Origin of the sequence: Halobacteriovorax sp. YZS-3-1, assembly GCF_047084945.1 — a bacterium.
GTDB classification, from domain to species: Bacteria; Bdellovibrionota; Bacteriovoracia; order Bacteriovoracales; family Bacteriovoracaceae; genus Halobacteriovorax_A; species Halobacteriovorax_A vibrionivorans.
In genome coordinates, this window is sequence record NZ_JBKIYI010000001.1 from 1,294,216 (window position 1) to 1,320,036 (window position 25,821).

25 protein-coding genes are annotated in these 25,821 nt (G+C 35.2%); 9 read left to right on the forward strand and 16 right to left on the reverse strand.

What is annotated here, in order from left to right; translation table 11 throughout:
- The first annotated feature begins 137 nt into the window (after positions 1 to 137).
- Together ACMAZI_RS06270 and ACMAZI_RS06275 are read left to right on the forward strand one after the other, a co-directional pair.
- On the forward strand, positions 138 to 1,904 hold the full coding sequence (locus ACMAZI_RS06270) for an acyl-CoA dehydrogenase family protein (RefSeq protein WP_158536922.1): 1,767 nt from the start codon (positions 138 to 140) through the stop codon (positions 1,902 to 1,904).
- A 79-nt stretch (positions 1,905 to 1,983) separates the two neighbouring features.
- Positions 1,984 to 3,648, forward strand: coding sequence for a CRTAC1 family protein (locus tag ACMAZI_RS06275; protein WP_120405088.1), 1,665 nt, complete (start codon positions 1,984 to 1,986; stop codon positions 3,646 to 3,648).
- Between the two features lie 31 nt (positions 3,649 to 3,679).
- On the opposite strand, the gene ACMAZI_RS06280 is transcribed toward ACMAZI_RS06275, so the two are convergent.
- Genes ACMAZI_RS06280 through ACMAZI_RS06290 form a run of 3 tightly spaced genes read right to left on the reverse strand, consistent with a single transcriptional unit; the run spans position 3,680 to position 5,049 of the window.
- On the reverse strand, positions 3,680 to 4,189 hold the full coding sequence (locus ACMAZI_RS06280) for a YtfJ family protein (RefSeq protein ID WP_120405087.1): 510 nt from the start codon (positions 4,187 to 4,189) through the stop codon (positions 3,680 to 3,682).
- Positions 4,190 to 4,197: 8 nt separating this feature from the next.
- Positions 4,198 to 4,548 carry a hypothetical protein gene (locus ACMAZI_RS06285; RefSeq protein WP_115363551.1) on the reverse strand — a complete coding sequence of 117 codons (351 nt, stop codon included), beginning with the start codon at positions 4,546 to 4,548 and terminating at the stop codon, positions 4,198 to 4,200.
- A 3-nt stretch (positions 4,549 to 4,551) separates the two neighbouring features.
- The gene (locus ACMAZI_RS06290) at positions 4,552 to 5,049 is read right to left on the reverse strand and encodes a hypothetical protein (protein WP_115363549.1); all 498 of its coding nucleotides are present in this window, start codon (positions 5,047 to 5,049) and stop codon (positions 4,552 to 4,554) included.
- 84 nt (positions 5,050 to 5,133) lie between these two features.
- Between ACMAZI_RS06290 and ACMAZI_RS06295 the strand changes: the two genes are divergently transcribed.
- A complete protein-coding gene (locus tag ACMAZI_RS06295; protein ID WP_133296982.1) occupies positions 5,134 to 5,811 on the forward strand; it encodes a hypothetical protein in 678 nt (225 codons plus the stop codon).
- Between the two features lie 20 nt (positions 5,812 to 5,831).
- Positions 5,832 to 6,854, forward strand: coding sequence for a CpaF family protein (locus tag ACMAZI_RS06300; protein ID WP_115363545.1), 1,023 nt, complete (start codon positions 5,832 to 5,834; stop codon positions 6,852 to 6,854).
- Here the strand turns inward: ACMAZI_RS06300 and ACMAZI_RS06305 are convergent.
- The 3 genes from ACMAZI_RS06305 to deoC form a co-directional block, all read right to left on the reverse strand.
- Positions 6,851 to 7,123, reverse strand: coding sequence for a hypothetical protein (locus ACMAZI_RS06305; RefSeq protein WP_115363543.1), 273 nt, complete (start codon positions 7,121 to 7,123; stop codon positions 6,851 to 6,853). The two genes, ACMAZI_RS06300 and ACMAZI_RS06305, sit on opposite strands and share 4 nt — an antisense overlap.
- Positions 7,124 to 7,205: 82 nt before the next feature.
- Positions 7,206 to 7,505 (reverse strand): hypothetical protein, encoded by a 300-nt coding sequence (locus ACMAZI_RS06310; protein WP_133296981.1) that lies wholly within the window; start codon positions 7,503 to 7,505, stop codon positions 7,206 to 7,208.
- Positions 7,506 to 7,578: 73 nt separating this feature from the next.
- On the reverse strand, positions 7,579 to 8,259 hold the full coding sequence (gene deoC / locus ACMAZI_RS06315; protein ID WP_412473538.1) for a deoxyribose-phosphate aldolase: 681 nt from the start codon (positions 8,257 to 8,259) through the stop codon (positions 7,579 to 7,581).
- 63 nt (positions 8,260 to 8,322) lie between these two features.
- On the opposite strand from deoC, the gene ACMAZI_RS06320 reads away from it, so the two are divergent.
- The 4 genes from ACMAZI_RS06320 to ACMAZI_RS06335 are packed head-to-tail and all read left to right on the forward strand — an operon-like array spanning position 8,323 to position 11,520.
- Positions 8,323 to 9,276 (forward strand): sensor histidine kinase, encoded by a 954-nt coding sequence (locus ACMAZI_RS06320; protein ID WP_115363536.1) that lies wholly within the window; start codon positions 8,323 to 8,325, stop codon positions 9,274 to 9,276.
- A gap of 3 nt (positions 9,277 to 9,279) precedes the next feature.
- Entirely contained in the window at positions 9,280 to 9,957 is a 678-nt protein-coding gene (locus ACMAZI_RS06325; protein WP_115363534.1) for a response regulator transcription factor, read from the forward strand.
- Positions 9,958 to 9,973: 16 nt separating this feature from the next.
- The gene (locus tag ACMAZI_RS06330) at positions 9,974 to 10,741 is read left to right on the forward strand and encodes an enoyl-ACP reductase (RefSeq protein ID WP_115363532.1); all 768 of its coding nucleotides are present in this window, start codon (positions 9,974 to 9,976) and stop codon (positions 10,739 to 10,741) included.
- Positions 10,742 to 10,743: 2 nt separating this feature from the next.
- Positions 10,744 to 11,520: an exodeoxyribonuclease III gene (locus ACMAZI_RS06335; protein WP_412473537.1), complete on the forward strand. Its 777-nt coding sequence runs from the start codon at positions 10,744 to 10,746 to the stop codon at positions 11,518 to 11,520.
- Between the two features lie 54 nt (positions 11,521 to 11,574).
- Here ACMAZI_RS06335 and ACMAZI_RS06340 read toward each other — a convergent pair whose 3' ends face one another.
- From ACMAZI_RS06340 to hemC, 6 genes are all read right to left on the reverse strand, one after another.
- Positions 11,575 to 12,795, reverse strand: a complete 1,221-nt coding sequence (locus ACMAZI_RS06340) for a M20/M25/M40 family metallo-hydrolase (protein ID WP_120405082.1) — start codon at positions 12,793 to 12,795, stop codon at positions 11,575 to 11,577.
- A 148-nt stretch (positions 12,796 to 12,943) separates the two neighbouring features.
- Complete coding sequence (locus ACMAZI_RS06345; protein WP_120405081.1) at positions 12,944 to 13,981, reverse strand: uroporphyrinogen decarboxylase family protein; 1,038 nt, start codon at positions 13,979 to 13,981, stop codon at positions 12,944 to 12,946.
- Positions 13,982 to 13,998: 17 nt separating this feature from the next.
- Positions 13,999 to 14,697, reverse strand: a complete 699-nt coding sequence (locus tag ACMAZI_RS06350; RefSeq protein WP_158536921.1) for a response regulator transcription factor — start codon at positions 14,695 to 14,697, stop codon at positions 13,999 to 14,001.
- Positions 14,690 to 15,598 (reverse strand): sensor histidine kinase, encoded by a 909-nt coding sequence (locus ACMAZI_RS06355; RefSeq protein ID WP_115363522.1) that lies wholly within the window; start codon positions 15,596 to 15,598, stop codon positions 14,690 to 14,692. The genes ACMAZI_RS06350 and ACMAZI_RS06355 overlap by 8 nt, the downstream gene beginning before the upstream one ends.
- A gap of 7 nt (positions 15,599 to 15,605) precedes the next feature.
- On the reverse strand, positions 15,606 to 16,877 hold the full coding sequence (locus ACMAZI_RS06360) for a glutamate-1-semialdehyde 2,1-aminomutase (protein WP_115363520.1): 1,272 nt from the start codon (positions 16,875 to 16,877) through the stop codon (positions 15,606 to 15,608).
- A 15-nt stretch (positions 16,878 to 16,892) separates the two neighbouring features.
- The gene (hemC, locus tag ACMAZI_RS06365) at positions 16,893 to 18,425 is read right to left on the reverse strand and encodes a hydroxymethylbilane synthase (RefSeq protein ID WP_412473536.1); all 1,533 of its coding nucleotides are present in this window, start codon (positions 18,423 to 18,425) and stop codon (positions 16,893 to 16,895) included.
- Positions 18,426 to 18,652: 227 nt separating this feature from the next.
- On the opposite strand from hemC, the gene ACMAZI_RS06370 reads away from it, so the two are divergent.
- Positions 18,653 to 19,975 (forward strand): S8 family peptidase, encoded by a 1,323-nt coding sequence (locus ACMAZI_RS06370; protein ID WP_412473535.1) that lies wholly within the window; start codon positions 18,653 to 18,655, stop codon positions 19,973 to 19,975.
- A 41-nt stretch (positions 19,976 to 20,016) separates the two neighbouring features.
- Here the strand turns inward: ACMAZI_RS06370 and ACMAZI_RS06375 are convergent, their stop codons facing one another.
- From ACMAZI_RS06375 to ACMAZI_RS06390, 4 genes are read right to left on the reverse strand one after another with little or no spacing between them, the layout of a single operon-like run.
- On the reverse strand, positions 20,017 to 21,030 hold the full coding sequence (locus tag ACMAZI_RS06375) for a hypothetical protein (protein ID WP_115363514.1): 1,014 nt from the start codon (positions 21,028 to 21,030) through the stop codon (positions 20,017 to 20,019).
- Positions 21,031 to 22,002 carry an HlyD family efflux transporter periplasmic adaptor subunit gene (locus tag ACMAZI_RS06380; protein ID WP_115363512.1) on the reverse strand — a complete coding sequence of 324 codons (972 nt, stop codon included), beginning with the start codon at positions 22,000 to 22,002 and terminating at the stop codon, positions 21,031 to 21,033.
- Entirely contained in the window at positions 21,971 to 24,136 is a 2,166-nt protein-coding gene (locus tag ACMAZI_RS06385; RefSeq protein ID WP_115363510.1) for an ATP-binding cassette domain-containing protein, read from the reverse strand. Before ACMAZI_RS06385 ends, ACMAZI_RS06380 begins: the two co-directional genes overlap by 32 nt.
- A gap of 8 nt (positions 24,137 to 24,144) precedes the next feature.
- Positions 24,145 to 25,791 carry an ABC transporter transmembrane domain-containing protein gene (locus ACMAZI_RS06390; protein WP_115363508.1) on the reverse strand — a complete coding sequence of 549 codons (1,647 nt, stop codon included), beginning with the start codon at positions 25,789 to 25,791 and terminating at the stop codon, positions 24,145 to 24,147.
- Positions 25,792 to 25,821 lie beyond the last annotated feature (30 nt).

The window sequence follows — 25,821 nt, forward strand, 5'->3', positions numbered from 1 at the left end:
AAAGCAGAGCGTTGTGCTCGGATAATCATAATATCTGTTTACTTTGCGTATTTGACAATTGTCGTGCTAAAATGTCAGGGAATTCTAGTCAATCAATACTCTAATATAGTTAGAAGGATTTAAAAAAGGACTTAATGATGAGTGAAGAGAAACAAATGATGGACTCCATTGTTGGAGACCTGTTCTTTGGTGAAGTTAAAGAAGAAAACGTTTTTCCATTTCCAGGTTTTACTGAAGAGCAGCAAGACTTTGGTCGCGAAATGGTTAACGCTGTTAGTAAATTCTGTGAAGATGCACTAGACTGCGAAAAAATGGATGAAGAGTCCGTTATTCCTGATGAAGTTATGAAAGGGCTAGCTGAACTAGGTCTTTTTGGTATGGGTGTTAACGAAGATCTAGGTGGTCTTGGTTTAGATTACACTCTATATAGTCGTGTTTTTGCTGAAGTTGCTGCATTTGATGGCGCTGTTGCAACAATGATTGGTGCACACCAGTCAATTGGTTATCGCGCACTTCTTAATGAAGGAACAGAAGAGCAAAAAGCAAAGTGGCTTCCACAACTTGCTACTGGTGAAAAGTTAGCATCATTTTGTCTAACTGAGCCAGGATCTGGTTCTGATGCTTATTCTATTAAGACTAAGGCCGTTGATAATGGTGATGGTACTTATACATTAACTGGACAAAAACTTTGGATCACTAATGCTGGAACAGCAGAGTTCTACTCAGTATTTGCTAAAACTGATCATGAAATTGATGGAGAAACAAAAGAGAAAATCTCTTGTTTCATCGTTGAAAAAGGTATGGAAGGTGTCTCTTTTGGAGAAAAAGAGAAGAAGATGGGGATCAGGGCCTCTGAAACTCGCGCCGTATACTTTGATAAAGTAATTGTTCCAAAAGAAAATATCATTGGTGAGCTTGGAAAAGGTTTCAAGATTGCTATGAACGTTCTTAACTCAGGACGTCTATCACTTGGTGCAGGTTGTGTCGGTGGTATGAAGACTCTACTAAAGATGGCAACTGAGCACGCTAAAGGGCGTAAGCAATTTGGTGCACCAATTGCTGAGTTTGGTTTAATCCAAGATAAACTTGCTCTTATGGCAGCAAGAATTTATGCAACTGAATCAATCGTTTACATGACGACTGGAAATATGTGTAAAGGTCTTAAAGATTATTACTTAGAGACAGCTGTTTGTAAGGTTTATGGTTCTGAAGCACTATGGGAAGTATGTGATCAAGCAATGCAAATTGCGGCCGGTAACGGTTATATGAAAGAGTATCCTTATGAAAGATATATGCGTGACTCACGTATTAATATGATTTTTGAAGGAACAAATGAAATTCTTAGAATCTTCCTTGCTCTTTCTGGTATTAGAAATCCTTCTGAAAGTATGAAAGAGTTAGGTAAAGCGGCAGACGTTTCTAAAGCACTACAAGATCCAATTAAATCAGTTGGTGTACTAACAAACTTTGCACGTGGTCGTTTCTCTAAAATGATTGGTCAACGTCTTATTACTAAGCAACATGAAAAGCTAGATAAAGAAGCAGGGAAGTTTAACTCTCTTCTTGGTCAATTTGCGATTCAAGTTGAAAATACACTAATGAAGTACGGTAAGAATATTATTGGAAATGAGCTTCCACAAAAGAGAATTGCTGAAATGGCAATGAATCTTTATGTAATGCTTGCAGTAATTTCACGTACAACTTCTATTTTAAACAGTGAAAAAGTTGATCAGGCCAAGAAGGACTATTGTCTTAACCTTGCTCGTGTAGCACTAAAAGATGCTAGAGCAGTAGTTGTAACAAATCTTAAGTCAATGACAAATCACGATGATAAGATTGTTAAAGCAACTTCAGATATGGTTTGTGATAATGATGGTTACGGATTAGACATTATTAACTTCTAATTTCTCTAAAAAAATATTTTTCACAAATATTGGCCCTAGTTATTTGCTAGGGCCTTCTTTTTTCTATTATCATATAGGTATGAAAATTCACTACTTATTAGTCTTCGCTTTATTATTTAGTGCTTGCTCTTCTTTTAATAAGAAGAAAAAAGAAGTCAAAAGAAAGCGTGCAAAAATTAATTACGGCCCACAGAAGAAATCATCTGCATTTATTGATGTGACTCAGAAGGTTGGCCTTGCAAATATCGAAGCTTCTCGTGTTTATATTTATGATATCAATAGTGATGGGCTTGAGGATTTAGTTTTTCTAAGTGGGAATTATTCAACAGCTCAGTTCTATTTGGCCACAAAGAGTGGAGAATTTGTTAAGGCGAAGAATATTTACTTTGAGGATGATGTTCAAGCAACTTTTTTTCAGTTTTCTGACTTTGATAAAGATGGAACGACAGATGTATTAGTTGGGCTTCACAATCAAAAGTCGGCCTTAACGAAAAAACCGATCTCTATTTATTTGGGAAATAAGTCTCGCGGAAATAGTATTATTTTTAGAAAGGCACATGAATTTAAATTTGATTTCATCGCACCTATTACTAATGTAAACGTCTTTGATTACGATAATGATGGTGAATTAGATATGTTTGTTGCAAGTTGGTTTGACCGTCGTAACAAGGGGAAACCTGTTGCAAACCGACTATTTACGGCCAAGAAGAAAAAGGTCTATGAAATATCAGGGGCCTTAACTTCTGAACTGGCAATGCGAGGTGATGAAGAGTATAACGTCGCACCGACATTCTCATCTAGTATCTGTGATATCAATAATGACGGATATGCGGATATTCTAACTAGTAATACGGCCGGTTATCCTAATAAACTTTGGCTTTCAACTGAGCAGAATAAAGTTTTAAAATATGTGGATTATGGACCTCAGTCTGGTTATGCCATGGATAGTATTACCAGTGGTGGACGTTTTAATGGTGGTAATTCAACCTTTGCTATTTGTGGTGATTACAATAATGATGGTTATTATGATATTGCCATGGGAGAGGTTTCAAAGTCTCTTGATCTCGACTATCGTGACCGTTCAAGTATCCTCACAAATAGAGGTCTTAAAAAGATTTCATTTTTAAGAACAGAATATACAAATGATGGTGCACTTACTAATTGGAACCAAGGTGATATGCGCGGACTTTGGAGTGATCTTAATAATGATGGCCTCATTGACCTAATTGTTGATAATTCGGGGTTTCCCCCGCACACAAGACTCGTTAGTTTTGTACAAGAAAATGATCACGAATTAGTAAACCGCTCTAAAGATTACGGTATTGATATTGTAAACCCAAGCTCAACTGTAGTCTTTGACTACAATGGTGATGGAAGAAATGATCTTTTAACAATTCAAGTTAATACCAGAGATGCACGCATTAAGCCGCGTGTTTATCTTTTTGAAAATAATTTACCACAGAAGAACTTTATTAAGTTGAAGCTTGAAGGTAAGAGGTCTAACCATGATGCAATCGGTGCAAAGATTATTGTTGTTACAGATAAAGGTCGTACACTAACGCGTCAACATTATTTTTCATATGGACAATTCCAACCACAAAACTCATCGATTGTTCATATCGGCCTTGGAGATGAAAAGGTTAGTGAAGTCATCATTGAATGGCCTTATCGCTTAAAAAGTGGAAAGAAGCTTCGAAGAAGTTATCCTGTTATAATGAATGATTTAACATTGATTAAAGAATAGGTGCTACAGAAGTAGCACCTAATATATGAAATTATAGATTATTTTTGATTAAAGAGATCATCTCTTTTACTTGCTTATCACTGGCCTTTCCATTGATTTTATAAATGATATTTCCGGCCTTATCAAAAACAATAATATTAGAATCATCATCTTTTACAATTCCGTCCCATTTTTTTACGACGACTTTTTCTAGGTCTTTAACATATAATGTATTAGGGTACTTCTTTTGCTTATCTTCAAGAGCACCTTCTAGGATTGAGTTAGGTAGCCAAGTTGCATCCATATTGATTACGGCAACTGAAGCGTATTTTTTTAGGTCAAATTTTTCAGCGGCCAGTGCTTCAGAAGCATGGTTATTTAAGTCTTTCTCATCTGGATCAACATAGAATAGTACGTGTACTTTGCCTTTTAGCTCTTTTGAAGACCAAGCATTTCCATTTAAGCGTCCGCCATTATCTCCTGAAATTTCTACTACTGGTGGTCTAATTGCAAATGATGCCACACTTGAAAGTAGTAGTGCCCCTAAAATCAACTTCTTCATAACCTCTCCTAATCGATAAATGTTTTATTGAATATTTGCTTAATATTCTTATTAAATTTTGAATCTTTCTTTAGCGTATGCTTAAGTATTTTTGTTCTTAAAGTATCGTTATATTCAACTAATTCCTGCATCAACTCGTCAAACTGATTTAATTCAATCACATTTGGGATACGTGTTTGAAAGAAGTCCTTTAGTTGTTTGATTCGATTCTTTTCAATGTCCAAAAAATTCGTCAGCTTATGTCCTTCTTGTCCATTATCGCTTCTCTTTTGAACCGGCGCAAACTCTTCTCCTAACACTTTTCGGATATGTTGATCAATTTTCTTAGCATCGTTATTATCATTATTGTCGTCGTTCATACTTTATCCCTTGGCCTCTTCTTCAAGAATTTTTAGAATCTTTTCAAGTTTACTTCCTTCCTTGGCCAATGATTTAATAATTCTTTGAGATGAAATTGTGCGAGAGAACTCGTCTAAGCATAGCTGAACATCTTCATTTCTTATGTTAGATGCTGAGATATCGATGAAGTCCAGTATTTTTTGTTCCTTAGTCGTAGGTCTCGTTGCTTCAAATTGATAATAGCTTGGGAGCTCTTCGATACTTTTGAAGATTGGAAACTTAGTCCAAATATCTTCGATATCGGAAATAATATAAAAAGGGTAAGGAAACTTAGGTGATAAGTTTTCCTCTTCCATAACATTGGAGAGAAGGCCAAGTAACTTGATAAGACGATCTCTTTTAAGGCGAGAAGCATCAAGGTAAACCGGTTGATGGCCAACACGATAATGTTTTAAATTTGCCTTGATTTCCACTTTATCAATGGACTTCAATTTGAATTCTTCAAGAATAGGAGTTTTCATTTAATTATTATAACAGTTTCTTGTGTTATTGATAAAGCGAATATAAGTCTGGAAAGTGATGGAAATCTCATTTATCATAGGTATATGGAATTGGACTACATAGAACTTCCCGAGGCATTTTGTCAGTTACTCATCAGTAACGTATCAAGCTCAAGTCAGACCTCTGTGGATCTTCAAAAATATATTTATCAATCACCGGCCATGGCAAGAATTCTCTATCGAGTTTTAAATGCTGGTGAAGAGACAGACCTCACTTCACTTATTAAGAAGTTTGGATGGCATGGGATTCGTGATCGTTTATTGGCCTATTATATAAACTTCTTAGAAAATAGTAATCATCCTCATTCAGTTTTAGTTGATAGTGTTGATGATATTACAAATCTAGAAGCTAGGTTTCGTGATAAAACAGTAAGTGGATATTCTAGACTAATATCTCTTGGCTTTTATTTAAAAGTCTCTTGTTATGAACAAGACTTAAAGTCATTGGATGAGCATCCTTATTTTCCATCTCGTAAAATCGATCAATTAATGGCCTCTGTTACAAATCGAAATATAAGAATTGATATTCTGATTTTGATGCTTGTGCATTTCTTAAAGTTTCTAGGTGAAGAAAAGCTTTTTGGATTAATTAAGGCCAAATCAAGCTTTGATATGATTGAGACTATGCTCGAACCAAATCAGAAACAATTACTACAAAAGAATTTAATAAATTATGCGCTTAGTATTGGGGATCTCGAACTAGTTGCGGCTAAGACTGTTTAGGATTCATTTAAAGGAAATATATGACTGAAAATAGTATTTGGAAAATGTTAGATGATCTATCAACAAAACGAGGGATCTCTGAAATTGTCATTAATGGACCAAATAGTGTTTTTGTTGAAAGGGCCGGAGAGTTCATTGGCCTAAATGTGAATATTAATAAAAAAGATATTCTCGACTTTGCTACAGAAGTTGCAATTTTTAATAAGAAAGAATTCTCAAATAATGATCCTATCTTAGATGGCCGTCTACCAGATGGCTCACGTGTTAATATTATTAGTGAACCATTTGCCTCAAGTGGTACATCCATAACAATTAGAAAATACCTCTCAAATAACTTTGAGCTCGAAAAACACGGAGCTCTCTTTAATATTCCTGAAAATGTCGTTCCATTTCTTATGGCCTTAATGCGCTCAAGAAAGAATATTCTAATCTCTGGTGGAACAGGTTCTGGAAAGACGACTTTTATGAATATGCTTTTAAAAGAAGTTGATCAAGGAGAGAGAATTATTACCATTGAGGATACTATTGAGCTTGTTTTAAAACAGCCAAACTCTGTTCGTCTTGAGGCAGGGCTTGATAAGAATATCTCAATGAGTGAGCTCGTTAAAAATACTCTACGAATGAGACCTGATCGAATCATTGTTGGTGAGGTTAGGGGAGCTGAGACTTTTGATATGATTCAGGCGATGAATACTGGCCACGATGGAAGTATGACTTCAATCCATGCGAACTCACCTGTTGAGTGTCTACAAAGAGTTGAGTCTCTCTTTCTAATGTCAGGCTTTGATCTGCCATATCATGTAGTTAGACGTTATATCTCCACGGCCGTTGATTATATTATTCAATTAGGACGCGGTGAGAATGGAAGACGTAAGGTTACTCAGATCATGGAAGTAAATTCTATGGAAGGTAATCACATTCTAACAACTTCAGTTTTTGAGACTGAAAATGATGAATTAATCTTCAGTGGAGCAGTTCCTTCAAGTGCTAATGATCTCCAGCATAAAGGGGATTTAGAGATCAATTATTGGAATACTCTTTAATTCACTATCATTGTCGCATCAATCTTAGTGAAAATATTCTCATTCATCTCATCGGAGTGAATTGCCGTGATGAGACAATGATGGTCGATATCTAAAATAAAAGCAGCGATGGGAGTAATGATCAAGGACTCATGAGAGCCTTTGGCCTTTAGTTTCATTGCGGCTTCGCTGAGTTTAAATAAGTCCCTATCATTTAATTCAATCTGACGCTGAGACATTCTCTTTTGTGCATGTTTTGAAATTGATAATTGATTAATGACTCTTTCCATACAAACCTTCCATGGTTATTGTTAAAGTCATTTTGCCACCTTGCCCATTATTAGCGGTAGGTGGGAAGCGGTAAAGAAAAGCTTATAATTTCTTTAGCTCTTTTAATTCCATGAGAATTCCAAGCTGTTGATGACGTAAGCTTAGACATTTTGATTGAAAGTAGTAATTTCTCGTTTGATTAAAAAGTGAATTGATTTGTTTTTTAAGGTCCTTACCAACCTTCTTGGTTCCAACCTCATTAACAACTTTCTTAATTCTTATGAACTCTCTTGTGTTCTTATAAGCAATATTCTGATCTTGTTGTTCGCAACTTGCGAGGCTCTGTAATGAAAAGATTGTTGTAACTAAGGTAAGCGTGGTGAAAAGGAAAGCTTTAAACATTCGATCTCCGGCTAGATTGAGTAGCGTCTTGCTACTTATCTATCAATACCATAAGAACGCGTCTACTTACACCTTAGTAAGAAGATGTTGTGTTTTTTTCACCATTCATAATCGCAATTCCAGAACTTGTTCCAAGTCTTGTCACACCCATTTCGATGTATTTTATTGCGTCTTCGTAACTTCTAACACCACCAGATGCCTTTACCTCACAGCGTTTCTGGGCCTCTTCTAACATAATTTCAACAACTTCTGGTGTTGCCCCTGAGGAAGAGAAACCAGTTGATGTTTTTATAAATTTTGCACCAGCATCGATGGCCGCATTTGTGGCCAAACGGATTTCCTTTTCATTCAATAGGCATGTTTCAAATATAACTTTTACTGTCTTCTCTCCAGCTTGTGCAACAACTGCTGCAATATCACTTTTTATATAGTCAATTTCCCCTTCTTTAAGCTTTCCAATATTTAAGACCATATCAATTTCACTGGCACCTTTTGCGATGGCATCTTTCGTTTCAAACGCCTTTGCCTCAGTTGTCATGGCGCCTAATGGAAAACCAATAACAGTACAAATCATGGATCTTTGCGGGTCAAGATGCTTCTTTGCTTCTTCAATACGAGAAGGGTTAATACAAATTGACTTAAACCCATATTCATTGGCTTCAGTACATAACTTCTTTATCTGAGCAGCACTTGCTTCTGGCTTTAAAAGAGTGTGGTCAATATACTTTGCAAGATTTTGGATTTTTGATTCCATTTTGTCCTCATTATTAAACATTTTTCCTTAACTTATAGTGCCAATAATTGCTAAAATTTGCAAATGGCACGTCAAATTAGGGGACCTGTATTTTTACATCCCGTCTTTATTTTTATTTCATCCCTTGTAGCTCTTGGGGTTTCATTATACCTCTATATTTCTTCATATTTAGAAGTTAACGAGAAGCTAACGATATTTGTTGAAAAGTCTGGGATTCAACTCGTACAATTTCAGCAAACTCAGACCTGGGTTATGATCCTGGTCTTATCAATTCTTGTTACTTTGATTATCTTAGGCTTTAGTTTAGTTTTTTATTACTATCAAAAATTACGTCAGCTCTATCGTATGCAACAAAACTTTATTAACGGTTTCACGCATGAACTAAAGACACCTGTTGCTTCTATAGGGATATTTATCGATACCTTAAAGAAACATGAATTTCCTCGCGAAAAACAAATGGAGTACTTAGATGTTATGCGCCAAGATACGGAGAGACTAGGCGATAATATCGAACAAATCCTTCAGCTTGGACGAATTGAAGAGAAGAAGGTCGAGCCAGACGTGAGACTGATTGGGGTTCGTACGGCCATTGAAGAATTTCTTGATAGAAATAAGCATAATTTTAAAGATCTTCAGGTTAGTTATCTTCATCTTGAAGAGGATGCTTTTATTGATTTTGATCCGAAGCTCTTTGATATTTTACTGATGAATATTTTTACCAATGCGATTCGATATAATAGTAAAGCTCAGAAGAAAGTTGAGGTTATTTTTCAAAAATCTAAAAACTTTGGAGAGTTATTCTTTGTCGATAATGGTGATGGTGTTGAAGAAAAAGAATTAAAGAATATATTTAAAAAGTTTTATCAAGTTGGTAGATCCTCTAAGGGCAGTGGTGTTGGTCTTTATATGGCCACTCAGATTATGAAAATTCACTCTGGTAGAATCACTGCTTCTAGTGAAGGTAAAGGCAAGGGTCTAACTTTGAAATTGTCATTAAAACTACATAAGAAGGATTAGATTATGAGTCATATTTTACTTATTGAAGATGAGGAGAATATTGCAAAGGGAATCATCCTAAATTTAGAACTAGAAGGATTTGAGGTTACTCATGCCGCCCGTGGTGATGAGGCCATTGAAATCTATGAGCAAAAGAATTTTGATTTGGTGGTTCTTGATCTAATGTTGCCTGGACTAAGTGGTGAGGATATTCTTGTCAAAATTCGCGATGTAAATGAGAAGACACCTGTTTTAGTGCTATCTGCTAAAGATAGTAGTAAATCTAAAGTTCGCTGTTTTAATTTGGGGACAGATGACTATCTGGCAAAACCATTTAACCTCGATGAGTTTATTTTAAGGGTTAAAAGGCTTCTCAAACGATCAAGTTGGACAAAGAAAGAAGTCGAAGTTTATAAGTTTGGAAATAATGAGATTAACTTCTCAGACTTTAAAGCCTATTCAAATGAACAGGAATATTCACTGACTGAGCAAGAGGCTAAGATTTTGACACTTTTAACTCAAAATGAAGGAGAAGTGGTAACGCGCGGTGAGTTACTTGAGTTATTGGGCTACAAAAAGGATTCAAATACTCGTACAATTGACAACTTCATTGTACGTTTTAGAAAATACTTTGAAGAAAATCCAAAGGAACCTAAACATATTATTAGTATCCGCTCTGTCGGCTACAAGTTTGTTAAATAAAGTAATGGAGATATAAATGGGAATTTTAGAAGGAAAGAAAGTTCTAGTCCTAGGCCTTGCAAATGATAAGTCAATTGCATGGGGAATTTCAAAACAAATGAAAGAGCAAGGAGCACGTCTTGCATTTTCATACTTAAACGAAGCTCTACAAAAAAGAGTTGAACCACTCAGCGAAGAAATTGGTGGAGAGTTTACATTTGAGTTAGATGTTCAAAATGAAGAGCATATGACTAAGATGGCAGAAATCGTAAAAGAGAAATGGGGTGATGTTGATGTTATCGTTCACTCACTAGCATTTGCAGATAAAACAGATCTTAAGGATCGTTTTCATAAAACAAGCCGTGAAGGTTTTAAAATGGCACAAGATATCTCAGCTTACTCACTTTTAGGTGTGTGTAATGTTCTTAAGCCACTTATGGCAAAAGATTGTTCTGTTATCGCTCTTACTTACCATGGATCAGTAAAAGTTCTTAATGGTTATAACGTAATGGGTGTTGCAAAAGCATCTCTTGAATCAACAATGAGATACCTTGCTGATGATTTAGGCCCAGAAGGGATTCGAGTAAATTGTATCTCTGCAGGTCCAATTAGAACTCTTGCTGCATCTGGTGTACCAGGGCTAAAAGGATTCTTAAATGACGTTGAAGAGAAGTCGCCACTTCGTCGCAATGTAACTCAAGAAGATGTTGGTGGAGCTGCTGTGTTCTTAGGTTCACGCCTTGCAAATGGTGTAACAGGACAAGTTCTTTACGTTGATTCTGGTATCTCGATTTTAGGAGCCTAGTTTTGACTAAGATTTCAAGTTGGAACGTTGCAGGTCTTAGGGCCTGTGAGAAAAAAGGTTTTTACGATTGGTATTTAGAAGATGATTCAGATGTAATTTGTCTTCAAGAGACAAAAGCACTACCTGAGCAATTAAGTGATCGCCTAAATAATCCTCATAATCACGAAGTGTTAATAGCACCTGCGGAAAGAAAGGGATATTCAGGTGTGGCCACTTGGGTACGCAAAGGAATCAATGTTAAGCACACGGTTGGACTTGGAATACCTGAGTTTGATTGTGAAGGACGTACCATCATTTCAGAATTTGATGATTATATCCTCTTTAATTGTTACTTCCCAAATGGACAAAGAGATCACGCAAGAGTTCCATATAAGATGGACTTCTGTCGTGCTGTTGCAGATAAAGCTTTAAAGCTTAAGAAGAAGACAAAGAAAGAAGTTGTGATCTGTGGTGACTACAACACTGCTCATACTGAAAATGATCTTGCTAATCCAAAAACAAATAAGAAGACGACAGGTTTTCTTCCTATTGAGCGTGAATGGATGGATGAGTTTAAGGCCCAAGGCTTTACTGATCTTTTCCGTGAATTCACTTCTCCAGAAGAAAATGGCCACTATACTTGGTGGACTTATCGAAGCAATTGTCGTGAACGAAATGTTGGTTGGCGTATTGATTATTTTTGGTCAACTGATGAATTTGTTTCAAGAGTAGAGAATTGTTGGCATCAGCCAGATGTAATGGGAAGTGATCACTGTCCATTATCGATTGAATTTAAGTAATAAAAAAGCCAGCTAATGCTGGCTTTTTTTATATTAAAGTTGAGAGATCTGAAATTATCTATCAAGTTCAATGACAAATGATAGGGCAAGCTTAGCAAATTTAAGTGCATGATCTGCTGTTCCACCCATGTAATCTAGAGTATCACGTGATGTGTGAATTCTTCCATTCATTTCACGCTTACGAGTTTCAAATGGTGTCGAAGCTGGAAATCCTTGAGCTGTCCACGAAGCATGGTCTGAACAAGCATATCCACAAGTATCACGTCCCCAAGTTAATTCTGGAAGATATGTATCAATCAGAGATCCTAGGAAGTTATTTTGTGCTTCATTAGTATAGTCAGTAATAATCGTAATATCGTCGTTAGAGTTATTGAAGTTTGTCATATCAAGTTGCATGACACCAACAACACTTTTTCCTTCACGCTTGTGAGTTTGTGCAATATCTTTAGATCCAAGAAGTCCAACTTCTTCTGCTGCATAGGCCATGAATTTAATTGTCTTCTCTGGTTGATAACCACTTTGAGCTAAAACCTTTAAAACTTCTGTTACAGTTGCTGTTCCTGAAGCGTTATCATCTGCACCTGGTGCGTGAGCATTTGTACGTCCCCACCAACCAGCAATAGAGTCAGCATGTCCACCAATTACGATAATATCATCTGATTTACCTTTAATTGTTGCAATTACTGATGGTTGAGGGAATCCTGAATGATTAAAGAATTCAACACTGATATCATTTCTGTGTGCCGTTAGGCTCGTCCAGTGATCCTTAAGCCATTGTTGTGATTGAACACCTGTTTCTGACTTATAATAACGATTATGGAAGCTAGACATCTTTTCAATAACACTTCTAATTGAGCTTTCTTGTGCTTTTGAAATAGTATCTCTTACAAGATCTTCTTGGTTAAGAGTGTAGTCGGCAACAAGTGAACTATAGTCTTGCTGTCCTTTCATATTTTCTTGAGATTCTTTAACGAATTTTAATGCTTCTTCTTTTGTTTGAAATGCGAAGTATCCACCACATCTTTTATGTTCTTCGTGGGCAAGGTGAGAAATTTCAGCTCGCTCTTCCATTCTTTTTGTTTTTGCAATAACAAGATCTTTTTCAACTTTAATAACATCAAGTTGCATTTCAGAGTGTAGACTCTGAGTTGATGTGAATAGGTCTTTTCCTGTTACAATGTAATTATGCTCGTGATTCCCGTTTAGATCTTGGGCAAAAGAATTAATTGTTAAAAGAGACAGTCCTGCTACTAATACCTTTTGTGTAAATTTCATTCAACCTTCCTTGGTCAATTTTATCTATTAACTAAACAAGTTTATGGCCAAACAACTGATTAAAATAGCGATAGATTCTATTATATTCTTACATAGAAGCTGTAAGGGCCTTGTATTAGGAGAGTTTGGGCGCTATGCGCCCAAACAATTAGTATTGAAACTTACTTTGAATTAATTCGACACTTTTTCTCACGTTCTCTTGGTCAATCCACTGAAGACAACCGTGGCCAAGTCCACAAATCCATTTATTCATCGGAGCATTGGCCGTTTGGAGTGACTCGTAAAGCCCCATCCATTTCTTTTCTAGAGTTTCCCATGGAAGCCCTAAGTATGCTGGTTCAAGGTTTCCTTGAATATAGTAGTCGTTACCTAGAGTGTTTAGAACATGACCAAGATCATGTCTCCAATCAACACCAAGAACATCAATATTATCGTCCTCAATTGCTTGTAGATAACGAAGGTGAGTCATTTTAGAATAGTAGATGACTTTTTTATTTGGGAATTCTTTTTTGAATTCTGCTGTAACTCTTTTGAGTACAGGAAGAACGATCTGAGTATAATCTTCGTAGTTTAACTCACCAGAAGCAGTGTCAAATAAACACATAGCATCTGCTCCACCTAGGGCCTGAGCACGCATTTCACCAAGAAGTTCTGGGATAAGTAACTCGACAAATGCATCCCAACGTCCATCATAAAGACCTAGCTTTGAACTATAAAGTGATCCAGCATGAGATCCTTCAACAGCATAAGTGTATAGAGTGAAAGGAGCACCAACAAATCCTAGAAGTGTCGTTGTATTTGGTAGAGTTTCTTTTAAAAGTGTACAGGCTTCACCTTGGAATTTATAAAAGTTCTCTGCAGTATCAAGAAATTTTAGCCCTTTAATATCAGCTACAGTTTCTAATTTCTTTTCTAATTTAGGTCCTGGTGCATATTCTAGTCCCATTCCCATTTGCTCAAGAGGGAAAAGTAGATCTGAAAATAAGATGGCCGCATCAAATTTAAAGTCATTGATAGGACCCATTGTTACTTCACATGCTAGCTCTGGTTGCTTGCATAATTCCATAAAAGTATTCTTCTTTTTCATTCCTTGGTAATGATCGTGGTAGCGTCCAGCTTGACGCATAAACCATACAGGTACAAATTCTTTTCCGTTTTCACTTTTGCGATCGTTAAATAATCCCATCTCTTAATCCTTTTTGATTATTTATTAATAATCAATTTATAGCCAATTCCACGAACACTTTGAATCTCTAGGGAGTTCTTGGAGTCGCTCTCGGCCCACTTTCTAAGTTTAACAATATAATTATCCACTGTTCGTTGAGAAGGGAACTTGTCTTCACCCCAGACTTTCTCAATAATAAGATCCCTCTCTACAGCTTCGTTCTTTTTCTTTAATAAGATCTCAAGAATTGCGCATTCTTTTTGCGTTAAATTAATTATTTTTCCTTCACCATCTTGAACTTCAAACCTTTTTGGCCAAATCTTTAAGTCACCAATGATAATTTCATCATCTAATGAATCAATTGTAGTTTTAAAGCTAAGAAGACGATCAAGCCTAATTGTTAGCTCTTTTAAAGCAAATGGCTTTGTTATATAGTCTTCTCCACCTGCTTCAAATCCTTCAACCTTCGTTTGAGGGTCATTAAGGGCAGACAAGAAAAGAAGAATGAAGTCTCTTCTTTCTTTTCTAAATTCTTTTGCTAATTCGATTCCATTACCATCAGGTAGACCAATATCCATAAGAATGATATTTGGGCCAAATTGTTCAAAATAATATCTCGCATCTTTGACATTTTTTGCAAGTTTACATTGATGACCAACATCTTCTAAGTATTCACTTAGAGTATCACCAAGGTTATTATCGTCTTCTACGACTAGTATCTTTCCGAAGTTACTCATTTTCTTCCTCGGCTTTTGAAAGTGGTAGAGATATCTTAAAGATAAGTCCATTCTCCTTCGTAATATCTAAACTTCCATGCATACGACTTATTAACTTTCTTGATAGATAAAGTCCTATTCCAGAGCCTTTTGTTGACTCATGTTTATAAAAGAGATTTCCAAGTTTGTTAATTTCACCATTAAAAGTACCTTTGTCTTGGTATGTAATAATGGCCTTATCTTCAAGGGTAGTAATTGTTATAGAAACATCTTTCGAGTTCGTATGTGAAATCGTATTTTCTAAAAGATTTTTGAATATAATACTTAGGGCAAACTCATCAGCACTTACACTAACTTCCTCAGCACCGTCTTCTAGTTCAACATTAAGTTTTGAAGAGTAATCTGACTTTACAATATTAGCGATAAAGTGAGTGATGTCGACATCAACAAAATTAAGATTTCCACCTCTTTCTAATCTCGAAAGTTGAAGGATTTTATCCATTTGATTCTCAAGTCGAATGGTATCCTCAATTAGGCGATTCGTTAATTTTTCTAATCTTTGATTTTCTATTCCATCAACTTCGTCTTTAATGACTTCCGATTGTAGCTTGATACTAGCAAGTGGCGTTTTAAGCTCATGAGTAAGACCTGCAAAAAAAGCCGTAATAGATCGATTCTTTCTTTGGTCGCGTATAAATAGGAGAGTATGTGAAACTACTAGAACTAGAATTAGCACTAGAAAGGTTGTCCCTTCCCATTTTATAAGTGAGCCAATATTTAGGTCTTCTGTAACATTTAAGCTACTGAGGCGGTCACTAAGCTTAAAAATTAAATAAAGCCACCAAACTCCAAAAAGAAAGATTAGGCCACTTGTGATGGCCGATACAATGAAAAATGGTGATGATGACTTCTTAAGTTCCAAGGTCTAACTAGCTCCAAAGTCTCTTTTCGAGGTCTTTTGCAACATCTTCGTCGTGAGCAAGTGAGCCAAAACCAACTTCGTATGCATTAGGTGAGAGATAAATCCCTTTTTCTAATAGTAGTTCAAATAATGGAACAAAGTCTTCACCGATATTTCCTGGAATATTACCAACTGACTTTATCTTATCTCCTGGAACAATCCAAAATAGAGAAGAGTGGTGGATAATATTATAATTTGAAAACTGTCCATCGTTATACTCAGCTAGCCATTTCTTAAAGATATTTACAATTCTTAGAGTGTTTTGTTCTAGCTTTTCGTAATTTTCTTTTGTCATCTGCTTAAGCGTCTCAAGCCCTCCAACCATTGCAAGTGGGTTGGCACTTAAAGTACCTGCTTGATAAACACCTCCAACTGGAGCAAGGTGTTCCATTATCTCTGTTTTCGCTGCTAGAGCACCAACTGGAAGACCACCGCCGATAACTTTTCCGTAAGTTACGATATCTGGTGTGATTCCTGTAAGCTCGGCCATTCCACCAAAGGCAACACGGAAACCAGAAATCACTTCATCAAAGATTAAAAGAGCATCATTTGCTTTTGTGATATCGCGAAGTCCTTGTAGGAATTCTTGATCTTGAATAAGAAGTCCATTATTAGCTGGTAGAGGCTCAACGATAATTGCTGCAATTTCATCTTTGTGGTCTTCAAAACATTTTTTTACACCATCAAGATCTTCTAGTTCTAGAATTAGAGTATCGTCAGCTACACCTTTTGGTACACCTAGTGAAGATGATTCAGCTGCTCCAGCAAGACCTGAGCCTGCTTTAATTAACATGGCATCAACGTGTCCGTGGTAACAACCGTTAAATTTAATGATTTTATTTTTCTTTGTTACACCTCGAGCAAGTCTTAAAGCAGTCATAACCGCTTCAGTACCAGAGTTCACAAATCTGATTTGATCAACGTGAGGTAGACGAGAAAGTAGGTATTCAGCAAGGTCAACTGAGTATGGCTCACAAGCTCCGTAGCTCCAACCACGACCAAGGGCCTGGGTCAATTTTTCTTTTACTGCTGGATTTTGGTGTCCAAGAACGAGGGGACCAAAGCTCATGCAAAAGTCGATATAGTCTTTACCCTCAATATCAGTAAAGTATGCACCATTTGCGCTCTTGAAAAACTTAGGAGTTGACTCCATTCCCTTGAAAGATCGAACAGGTGAGTGAACTCCTCCTGGAACCATCTTCTTACTCTTTTCAAAAATCTCTGTGTGTAAATTACTCATTATTTAATCCTTTTCTTATTTTTGCTTCATCCAGTTTTTAAATTCTTCCATTGATGTGAATGGACGAACTGTAATATCTTCTTTTGATAATTGTTCAAAAGTCTTTCCAAGCCCACAAGCATGGAACTTATTCTTTATTTCTGGAATATGTTGTGTATAAGTTTTATATTGTGAGAAGCTTGTCCAAAAGAAGACATCACATTGTCTTAATTCGTCCATAAATCCTTCACGAATGTCATTCGTACTTTTTTCGTAAGCTTCCATAATCTGGCCGTAGTCAGAGTATGAGTCCTTATGAGTTAGAATGGTTAATTCTTCTTTTGGCCCATTCATCACTTCAATTGCTTTGGAATCACGAATTTTATCTAGATATGCTTCACCTAAGCTGTCACAGCTTCCATGAACCCATTGACCATTCCTAGCAAGTAGTCTCCAAGTTGAAAGTCCTGCCGTATAAACTGCCTTACCGTGGTTTTTGAATAGGTTTGCACCGTAACGAGCAGAAACAAGAAGATCATTATTAGGAATATTTGCTTTCTTAAGCGATTCCTTATTTATTAATTCACAATAAATATATTCATCTTCTCTGTGATCAGCGTGAGGAAGACCGATGAAGGCGCGCTCTTTCTTTTCTGGAGAAGGAAAGCTTCCTTCAAGATGTCTCTCAAAGATAACTTTGTCATCTACTTTACCTTTATGAGTATGAACGTAGTAGTCGCCTTTTTTAGTAACGTTGATTCCAACTGCTAAGTGACAACCTCCTCCATAGCTTGCAAAGGCCTGGCGTTCACGACTTACTTCACTAACTGTATCTTTATCTTGAAGCTGTTTTAACTTTGCTTCTAATTCACCATTATCATCACGTCCTTCAAGGCATTCAATTCCTAGAGCACCTTGAGATGCCGCTGCTGGAAATTGGCTATGAGGCATAACCATAAAAGTCATATCTTTTAAAAGTGGCTCGAGCTCTTTTCTCGATGACTCAGTTATTGCAAGTCTTTCAATCCCAGGCATAGCAAGAACGATGGCATGATAATTACCATCTCTTAATTTTTGTAGGCGTGAGTTTACATTTCCTCTAAGCATCTTTGTCGTAACTTTTACGTTCTCTCCATATGGAAGATATTCAGCAAGTGAGCTTTCGATATTTGTAATTCGTCTTGGTGATGATGTTCCAACAACAAATTCTTTAATTTCTTTGCACATTAATTGGCTTACAGTTTCTTCTTTAATAAAGAGAATATCGTGAGCGTAATCTCTTTTTGTAATGGCCGCTAATTTAATACCTTCAGGCCTATCACTTCCAAGGTCTTTATAAGAGTGAACCACCATATCAATTTCTTTATTTAAAAGGGCCGCATCAAGTTCTTTAGTAAAAAAGTCTTTACCTTCAAGTTGCCAAAGAGGCTTGTCTGTAACCTGATCTCCTTGAGTTTTGATAACCTTTAGCTCGAACTGATCTCCAGTTAATTCTTCTAATTGATCTTTAACTTGATTACATTGTGTAAGTGCTAAAAGAGAACCGCGTGTTCCAATGATGTACTTCAAAATATATCCTTGTGTTTAGATGTGAGTCTGTAAATTACAATACTTAACTTACTTTTTTGTCATGAATTTGTCATTAAAAGTGGGGTAAAAACAACGTGTGCGCTATGTGTTAAGAGGTGGTAGTGGTCCCATATCCGATGAAAAATGTAAGAAAAAGATATTTTCTTTATTGATTTTATATGGCTACACTTAAGTTGTTGAAATTTAATTAGCAAAAGGAATTGCAAATGAATCGTTCGATCTTGATTGGGACAATCTTAATTGTTCTGGGTTTTTTTCTGAATATATCAGCTAAGGCCACATCAATACACGCCAACTCGAAACGAATTGTTATCAAAGTAAAGAAAGGGAAGTCGCTGCCACAATTTTCTGGTGTTCAAAAGATTAAACATTTCTTTGGTGAAAACTATGTCGCTTACACAAATGGTGATGAATCATTAATTGATCTCTATCTTGATCATGAAAATGTTAAAACAGCATACTTCGATACATATGCGGACTCTGAGAAGTTACCTCGTCCAACTGATGTGGAAAAAGTAGCGCCTCAATTTAATAAGTCTCGTGCAACTCTTTTTAATGATCCAAAGATCTCAAGGTTATGGGCATTCGATTCAGCTTCTGAATATGGTATGGGCGTAACAAGAGCGTATGAAGAGTTTGGATTCTCTACTGGAGCTCCTGTTATTGTAGCAGTTGTTGATACTGGAGTTGATTATAATCACGAAGATCTTAAAGATGTGATGTGGATCAATGAAGATGAAATTCCAGGTAATGGAATTGATGATGATGGAAATGGGTATATTGATGATATTCATGGAATCAATACTCTTGAGCGTGACTCTAGTGGAGAGGCGACAAGTGATATTATGGATAAGCATTCTCATGGGACACATGTTTCAGGAACAATTGCAGCAAAACAAAATAATGGAAAGGGGATTGCTGGGGTAGCTTCAAATGTTAGAATCATGGGGCTTCGTACTGTTCCTAGTCGTGGTGATGAAACTGATGTCGATGTTGCAGAAAGTTTTCTTTATGCTGCAAGAAATGGCGCGCGTATTATTAATTGCTCATTTGGGAAGTCTCATAATGAAGGTGGAGACCTTGTTAAAGAGACAATTGATCATATTGCAAAAGTTTATAATGTTCTAGTTGTTACTAGTGCTGGTAATAGCTCTAAAGATATTGATCGCTATCTTACATATCCTGCATCTTTTGATAGTGAGGGGATGATTGTAATAGCCTCATCAACTAAGTATGGGCGTTTTTCGTATTTTTCTAATTATGGAGTTCAAAATGTTGATCTCTCATCTCCTGGGTCATCGATCTACTCAACAACACCAGGGAATCGTTACGGAAATATGTCGGGAACTTCTATGGCCGCACCAAATGCTTCAGGTGTTGCAGCAGAAGTTCTCTCTCGTAACTCAAGTTTAACAGCAGTGGAGCTAAAGAAATTGTTAATGGATAATGTCGTTAAGAATTCATCAATGGATGGCGATATTCTTACGGGTGGAATTATTAACCTTAATTCAGTATTACAAGCACTTTAAAAAATAAATAGTGCCCTATTCAGGGCACACTTTCCTTTTAGTTAGTGCCAAAGTTTATATCTTTCCTTATGATTTACTTTCAACTGAGTTATATTTCCTACGTCATTATAACTTAGATTAATTCCTTTAGTGTTATTTGCGATATAAATGCCTTTTTCTGACTCATTAGCAGATTCACTTGAGTTGGTTTGTAAATACTTCTCATAATTAAAACCATCACCGCCATCGATGATGTTGATTAAATAATATTGATCACACTTTTCAAAAGTAATAATGATGGGTTCTTTATTTCGATTTGTTAATATCTCTAGATAACTTTCATACTCACCGCTTTCTTTGGTTCTAAGTCTTTCTTTTTTATTAATTTTGAGTTGGCCATGTTCGAGAGAGTTTAGAATCAATTCAAAGAAGGCCCTTTCTTGATTTAGTGTAGCATTGGTTATCTGTTTTAAGGTTCTTGCACAGCCTGCTACATCGGCCAACGTTCTTACTTGCATATGTGCTAATGAGATAACATCAAGTCCACTTTTATGATCAATAGAGTAGTTTATAATTGAATTAATCCGAGACTGTATTTTGATTTTAGACTTAACCATTTGTTGTATAAGAGGGAAGCTCTGCATGTCAATGAAGTCACTTATGTCATTTTCAAGAAAATGTACTTTTCTTTTTTCGTTAATCTCTTCTGCTAACACAATAACTGGAACGTTGGTAAAGCGAGGGTATTTCTTCATCATTGAAATTAGTGAGAGATCTTTTTGGGGATCACTATCATAGTAAATAACAACATCAATATGTTCTCTTTTTACACTTGCAAATAATTGAAAGATCATTGATAAGTTCTCTCTTTCAATTATTCTAAAATTATCTCCAAGTAGAAGCCTGAGCCTATTTGAAATTTTTTTATTATTTGAAACGATAAGAATACTAGGCTTTTGCTCCTTTATTAGGATATGTTGTTTGTTTTTTTTGTTTTCAGGTAAGTTGGTGCTACTTCTTTCGAAGTCTGATGAGTCTGGAGTATTCCCAATGGCCTGTAAGATTTTTTTTAACATTTATTGCTCCGTTAATGTGTAGAAAAATGGTTTTCGAGTTACTTCTTCCAGTGGTCCAATTAGATATTTTAAGATGCTTTTTCTAGCGGTGAGAATATCCGCATGTATTTTCATACCTGGTAAAATTAAATTTTGAATATCATCATTTCCCATGTAGTTTTTTGATAGCCTAACAACCCCACGATAGTAACTCTCATTCTCGTCTGAGTAATATGTGTAAGGTGAAATTGATGTGATGATTCCTTCAACTGAGCCATATATTCTGTAGTTATATGAGTTCACTTTAATATCAACAGGCATGTTGACTTGAACAAAGCCAATATCATTTGGGCTGATTCTAATAATTGCATTTGTCGTACTCTCAATGGGAACTATTTCCATAATCTTTTCATTTGCTACAATTGTATCTCCAATGTTCTGTGCTTTTATAGCTCTAGCGATACCTGCACTTTCGGACCTAATATTTAATGTTTCGATTTTATTTGTAATTTTACTTAACTCATCCTTTAAGGATATGAGTTTTTTGTTAATAAGAGAGACTTTTGATGTTTTTGTGGAACTATTTCCAAGTTGTAGGTTCTTGAATTGAATCTTTAACGATTCGATCTCATTTCGAATAGAGTTTTCTCGACTTCTTAAACCCTTATCTTCTAGAGTGAATAAAATATCTCCTTCTGCAACAATTTGACCCTCGTTAACATATATATTCACAATTGTTCCTCCATGCATATGTTTGATAGAGTGAACCTTTGTAGAAGGCCTTATTTCACCTTCACTTTTAACGATTTCTTTTACTGTTGTTGTCGATGCCCAAAGTATTAATCCGCTAAAGCCTAGTAGGAGAGTTAATATAATAGATTTCGTTAGTAAGGGAACTCTAGCTTCTGCCAGTAAAATATCCTGTCCTATATAATCGACTTGTCTAGAGTATTCGATATCATCAACTATTGATGTAAATTTTCTTTTGATCATTTAAATCTCCATTTTGGACAACTTTAATATATGACTCCTTAAGAAGCGTAGCTTTGTTTTTTGTGATTATTTTAGCGTCTCTTGTTAGATATAAAACTTCATCACATTCTTTAAGTATTTCAAAATGGTCACTTTTAAAAATAACAGTGAAGTTATTGCGAGCTATATTGATAAATTTCCTTAACATTGGCAGACTTTCGTTGATTATTGATGATGGTATCTCTTCGATTAAAACAATTTTTGCCCTTGTTGTAAAAGGGATAAGTAATACAGTCGCGGCATATAGTTCTTTTGAAATCTTGTAATTATGTGGTCCATTCAGTGGTGTATCGATAGTCAAATCACTGTCTTTAAGCATTTTGTTTAATCCAAATATTTCCATACTAATTAGTAATTCTTTTTTTGTTATTAGTGGATTTATGTATTTTATATTCTCAAAGATGCTAAGGTTTTTTAGTAAGGACTTTGTTAAATTAAGAGTTATCAATCGTTGTCTTAGATACATTGTGTCAGCTTGGCGGTGATCAACATTTCCAATTGTTATAGTCCCAGTGTGAGGCATGTATGTTTTATTAATAAGTTTTATTAGTATATCTTTTCCTGTGTTGTGATCACCATCAATACCAAATATCTTTCCATGTCTTAAGCATAAGTTAATATTTTTTAATAATGGGATCAGAGTAATTGGGTTTGTGTAACTGACTTGAGTAAATCTCAAATCGAGGCTTTTTAAATAGAGATCTTCAAGTGAGTATAGTGACCTTTTTTCTATATCTTTAATTAATTCTATGTGTATGTCTTTTAGAACTTTTCTCGAAGATAAATTGGAATTTCGATTAGTTAAGTAGCGATTTATTGGAAGAAAGATAAAAATAATGAGCGAGATACTTGCTAATAATTTTGAGATACTTAAATCTTGATTCCAGTATTGATTTATACCGATCGTTAAACACAGAATTATCGTAATAAATGATAAAACGTAAAAATGAATTGCATATTTGAAAATAAGCATTTCACATTTTAAATCATGTAAAGCACTACCGGCAGTCATACTAGTAAGTCTTTTATTAAAAATAGGAAGTATATTTTCAAAGAAAATAGATTCAGAACGCCTTTTTAATTCATTTGTTAGTATCATTCTTTGCTTTGAAATATTTTGGAATAAAGTTTTTGCAATACGAAGGTTACGATGATGTCTCTTATAATGAAGAAAGTAGAAAGGGGACATGATCAATATTGGAAGGGCCATCTTCCATGATATGATCACTAATGGGATAAGAAACAATGGTACAAAAAGTAAATCTAGAATTTGAGCGGTTGTATTTGAGCCAAAAAACCTTGTCATTCGATTAATCTGCTCGTATAGGTTTATATTGATATGTTCCTTTTCAATATTCGCATCTTTAAAGTTTATCATTTGTCTAAAGAGTTCTGTCTTTAAAAGATAATTAACTCTTGATGATGTCCATGCGATTATACTCGATCTTATATTTCTTATTCCGTAATCAATGGCCAGGACTATGACTACTCCCGTTGATGCATTGATAAGAGTTAGACTATCTCTTGTGATTAAATAGTTCTCGTGTATAAAATAAATGTAGTAGGGTATTACTAGTATTGAACAGGTGGAAATTAAAGTTAGTAGATATAGAGAGTTTATATTTTCCCTAAAGCGAAAGAAAAACTTTATCATCCATTTTTTTTCATTTTTGCTTATGTTGTTTACGGTGTTTTCTTTGTCGTCGCTACTGATCAAAACCCGTCTTTTTACAAGTATTGCTGAATTAATATTTATATGACTTGTTTTTGAAAGGTCTTTTCTTTGACCTTTTGAGTTTAGAAGGTAATATTCCTTTTTGCCATCATCATAAGAATAAATTAATAGGTCACCATCTTTACAGTAGTTATCGATGTTTTCATTTATTATTATAAAGCAAGGTAGTGCCTCTCTTTCTATGTTTTTAAAGCTAATATCAAGATGAATGCTTTCAAATCCTAATGATGAAAGTGCATTTCTAATGTCTACTAGTCGCATTCTTGGGTACGACAAAAGAATCTCACTTACATCTTTCTCATGTATATCGTCTTTTTTAAATTCAATAAAGTAGCTAAATAACCTCTTTTTATTATTCATACATTATCCTAGGTTAAGTAACTACTGTATTCACCTATGCGATTATTAAATAAGTCTCTATTACATAGGTTTATGTAGTTATGGTCTTTTGAGTTTATGAAAATTATTTTATTGTCTCTAATGTTTGCGATATGATTGTATACTTTTGCGTAATCTCTCTTATCAATATTCGCTTCAAAGTCGTTGAGGAAGATGACCTCTGGGTCTAAAGCAAGTTTTCTTGTCATGTAAATTAGTGCTTTTGCTTCGTTTGAAATTAAAGATGTATCCTCTTGAGTGATATATGTCTCTAGTCCTAGAGGTAATGCGCTTAGTATTTCGTTTAATCCCAGTGTGTTAATGTAATAGTTTAAATTTGATTCTGGTATCAATCCAAACGAAGTTAGGTTCTCTTTGATTGTTCCATCCCATATATTCACCTGTCCATTGAGTATAGTGATTTTCTTATAGATAGAGGTCTCATCAATGTTTATGAGGTAATCATCATTAATGAGAATTTTATTTCTTAATTGATTGATTTTTGATGATAAGATGTAATTGATCATGTTTTCATCTGCATTCTCTAAAGAGATAGTATCTCCTTTCATAAATGGAACCATTACTTCTTTCTTATTTTGCTTTAGAGGGATAATCATTGAATAGATGGTTTCAATAACTTTTGTTCCCATCTCCTTTTGATGTATAGAGGGGCTGATTGATAAGTCTTCTATTATCTTTGTTTCATGTAAACGTTTTATAACTTTAAACATACCAATGGTCGGGCCAAAGGACTTACTTGCAATATATACACTTGCCACAAGTCCACCTATTCCTATTTGATTTATCGTTATTAGATACGAACCTACAGCTATGATTAAGATGATATTTATTTGGGCAAATAAGTTATTTAAGTTTATGTTATTTAACTCTTCTTTATTGGTGATAAACTCCTGTTTAACTGCTCTTCTCATTAATACTTTAAAACGATTGTGAAAAAGGTTAATTCGACCAAATCTTTTAATTGTTCTGAGGTTGTTTAGTGTGTGATAAAGAAGGTTATCTTTCTTTATAATTGAGAGATGCTTAAAATATATTGAATCTCCAACTTGTTGTGTTGAGTTTAGTGAAAATATTGTGAATATGATAATTAACACTAATGGAATAAATGCCAGTATTGGATTGATATATAAAAGAAAACCAATGTACATAAGAAGAAAGGGGAGCTCTGTAAGAGTAACAATGCCACTATTTGCATAAAGGGCCTTGTCTGCACCGATCTCATTTAAAGAATGCTGAAAGAGTCCTATATTATAATATGATGGATCCATAATGATATTTTTAATAAGATTTTTAGTCTTGTTGTTATCGTAACGGGCGCTGTTAAACGTTATTATATAAAATCTTAAATATTTAAGGCCGGCCTCTACTAATATAAAGACAACGAGTGCTAGCAGGATGTAAAGTAAGAGCGCTGTATCTCTTTCTGGAATTGCTCTGTCGAAGATATTTAATATAAGAATCGGTATCGCAAGAATGGCCAGATTAATGATAAAGTTTAAAGAGATTAATAATGGTAGAGAGATAAAGTTATAATTATATAATTGAACACACTCTTTAAACCACTTTCTAAGTGAATTTGGTAGGTGTGAAAGGCTGATATTCTCTTCATTAGTCATGCCATCTCCTATAGTGGGAAACTATATGAG